The following is a 3,457-nucleotide window of genomic DNA, read 5'->3' on the forward strand; positions in this document are numbered from 1 at the left end:
TTCATCATAATACTCATCGGCCACACCATATCGTAACCGATATGCGGTCCGCCGATTCCTTCGCCTGCCTTGCCTTTAAAGAAATAAGGATTGTCCTCACTCCACACAAAACGGCGGGTATTCTGATAAATCGGATCGTTTACATTCACATCACCCAAATAAGGCATTGCAAGCAGGCTCGGCACATTGGCATCGTCCATCAGATGATGATTTCCAAAACCATCTACCTCGAATGCATAGATTTTACCATATTTAGGATGGTTATACACCGCATATTTCTTTAAAGCTGTTTCCACCTCCTGCGCCAAGTCCTTACATTCTTTAGACAAAGCTGTCTTCTTGTTTACCTTCTCCAAAATCTCGGCTGCCTTACGCAAAGAAGATACGGCAAAGAAATTGGAAGGAACCAGGAATTGAAGCGTAGTAGCATCGTCCGAAGGACGGAAACTGGAAACAATCAAACCGACTGGTTTCACCGGTGCTCCCAGACCGTCATTGCTCACAGTATCTAGTGCACGTTCCGTCTTACGTTGGAATTTATAAGGACCTACTCCGTCTTTGCGTTGTTGCTCTTTGAATGTTTTCAGTACATTAGTGATTGCCTGAATCCATTCTTCGTCGAATATGCTCGCATCTCCGGTAGTCTTCCAGTAATGATAAGCCAAACGCAACGGATAACACAAGGAGTCTATTTCCCATTTACGTTCGTGCAACTCAGGTTTCATATCTGTAAGGTCACTCATCCAATGACCGTCAGGAATAGCGCCGTCATTAAAAGCATTCGCGTACGGATCGATATTGATACATTTGAACTGGCGGAGAATAACACCTGCCAGCATTTCTTTCAGTTCAGGATCCGAATTAGCCAATTGCACGTAAGGCCATACCTGTGCACCGGAGTCGCGTAGCCACATGGCGTGAATATCGCCCGTATATACGAACGTATCCGGTTTGCCTTCGCTTCCTTTACGGAAATGTACGGTCGTATCCAGTGTATTCGGGAAACAGTTGGTAAACATCCATGCCAACTTCGCATTCTTCAACAGTTTCTGTACACGGAGAATCTCCTTCTCTACCGCATTGGAACGGAACAAACGATTGGATATTTCCGGGCGGTTATCTTTCTGAATAGCATCCGCCAGACATACATGCATTTCCGTCATACGGTTGGAGGCTTGCAGCTCCCCGCCACAGAGAAGCATACCTGCCAGCATACCTGCGCTGATATATTTGATCTGTTTCTTCATGATTACTTCTTCTTTTTAAATTCGTTAGAGAAAGAATAAGGGAAATCGGACTCTTTGGTACCACGTTGCTGATTGGGTTTCGCATCCATTTTGTAAGAAATGCTAGCGCCATTCAACAGGTCCTGATGGGTCAGATAGTTTTTGGTATATTCTTTACCGTTCAATGTCATTGATGAAATGTAACGCTTGTCGTCTCCGTTATTCGGAGCAGAGATAGTCACCGTCTTTCCGTTTTCCAGATGCAGCTTCATCTCCTTGAAGTAGGGAGTACCCAAAACATATTCATCCGTACCCGGACATACCGGATAGAATCCCATTGCCGAGAATACATACCAGGCAGAAGTCTGACCGTTGTCCTCATCACCGCAATAACCGTCGGGAGCAGGAGTATAAAGTTTGTCCATCACTTCACGAATCCAATGTTGCGCTTTCCAGGGTTGGCCGGAATAGTTGTACATATAGAGCATGTGCTGAATCGGCTGGTTGCCATGTGCATAATTGCCCATGTTCATAATCTGCATTTCACGGATTTCATGAATAACGGCTCGATAATAACTTTCATCGAAAATCGGAGGAAGAATAAATACAGAGTCCATCATTTGGTTGAATCCGTCTTTACCACCCATCAAATCGATCAGACCTTGAGGATCGTGGAATACCGACCAGGTATAATGCCAGCTATTACCTTCCGTAAAGGCATCCCCCCACTTCAACGGATTGAACGGAGACTGGAACGTACCGTCTTCATTTTTACCACGCATCAGTTTGTGTTCGGGATCGTAGAGATTCTTATAATTCATTGCACGCTTTGCAAATATTTCAATCTCTTTTTTCGGTTTCTTCAAGGCTTTACCCAATTGATAGATACACCAGTCATCGTATGCATATTCCAGTGTACGGGCTGCATTCTCGTTAATACCTACATTATAAGGTACATATCCCAACTTATTATAATACTCATGTCCTAATCGTCCGGTAGAACGAACATTCGGATGCACTGCATTCGCTCCGTGTTTCACGGCTTCCCACAATGTCTCGATATCGTATCCTTTCAATCCTTTCAGGTAGGCATCGGCAACTACGGAAGCGGAGTTGTTTCCAACCATGCAACCTCTGTGTCCCGGACTTGCCCATTCCGGCAGGAATCCGCTTTCTTTATAAGTGTTCACCAATCCTTCCTGCATCTTTGTATTCATGGATGGATACATCAGGTTAAGGAATGGGAAAAGACAACGGAACGTATCCCAGAAACCGGTATCGGTAAACATATATCCCGGAAGTACTTCACCATTATAAGGGCTGTAGTGCATCACGTCTCCTTTAGCATCTATCTCGTAGAAACTTCTGGGAAATAATACTGAACGATACAGACAAGAGTAGAAGGTACGCAAATGATCGATATCATCATCTTTCACTTCAATACGTCCTAAAACATCGTTCCATACCTTGCGACCTTTCGCAGCAATCTGTTCAATGTTGTCCGTACCCAGCTCTTTCAGGTTCAGTTCCGCCTGTTCAGGGCTGATAAAAGAGGAAGCCACACGCACATTTACCTGTTCGCCCTTGCGGGTTTTGAAACCGATCAATGCACCGGCATGATTGTCTGTCGCTTCCAGTTTGTTGGTGTCAATCACACCACTGGCTACGGCAGCCGTATAAGTAAACGGTTTGTCGAATACTAGTACAAAATAGTTCTTAAAGTTGGCAGGAACACCACCGCTGTTTTTAGTGGTATAACCGATAATCTTGTTCTCCGAAGGGATTACTTTCACAAACGAACCTTTATCAAAGGCGTCTACCACTACATAAGAGTGGTCGTTTTCGGGGAAAGTGAAACGAAAAGCAGCCGCTCTCTCTGTCGGAGTAATTTCGGTCACTACATCATGATCGGCAAGATATACTTTATAATAATAAGGAGTAGCCGTTTCAGCTTTATGAGAGAACCAACTGGCACGCTCATCCTGATTAAATACTGCCTTACCGGTTACCGGCATGATGGCAAATTGACCGTAATCATTGATCCAGGGACTTGGCTGATGGGTTTGTTTGAATCCTCTGATCTTGTCAGCGTCATACGTATAGGCCCATCCATCGCCCATTTTACCAGTCTGCGGAACCCAAAAATTCATTCCCCAGGGCAGCGCAATGGCAGGGTAAGTATTTCCGGTAGATAATGCGTGCTTTGACTGCGTACCAACCAGCGGACTAAC

1 protein-coding gene and 1 pseudogene are annotated in these 3,457 nt (G+C 44.8%); both read right to left on the reverse strand.

The features are described from left to right. Positions 1–1,145, reverse strand: a pseudogene (locus tag DW862_RS25440) (glycoside hydrolase family 125 protein); the annotation flags it as partial. Between the two features lie 104 nt (positions 1,146–1,249). Further along, positions 1,250–3,457, reverse strand: a 2,208-nt coding sequence (locus tag DW862_RS25445) for a GH92 family glycosyl hydrolase (RefSeq protein WP_133304349.1), incomplete at its 5' end; no start/stop codon positions are given.

It is taken from the genome of Bacteroides sp. AM37-9 (genome assembly GCF_003603455.1).
GTDB classification, from domain to species: Bacteria; Bacteroidota; Bacteroidia; order Bacteroidales; family Bacteroidaceae; genus Bacteroides; species Bacteroides xylanisolvens.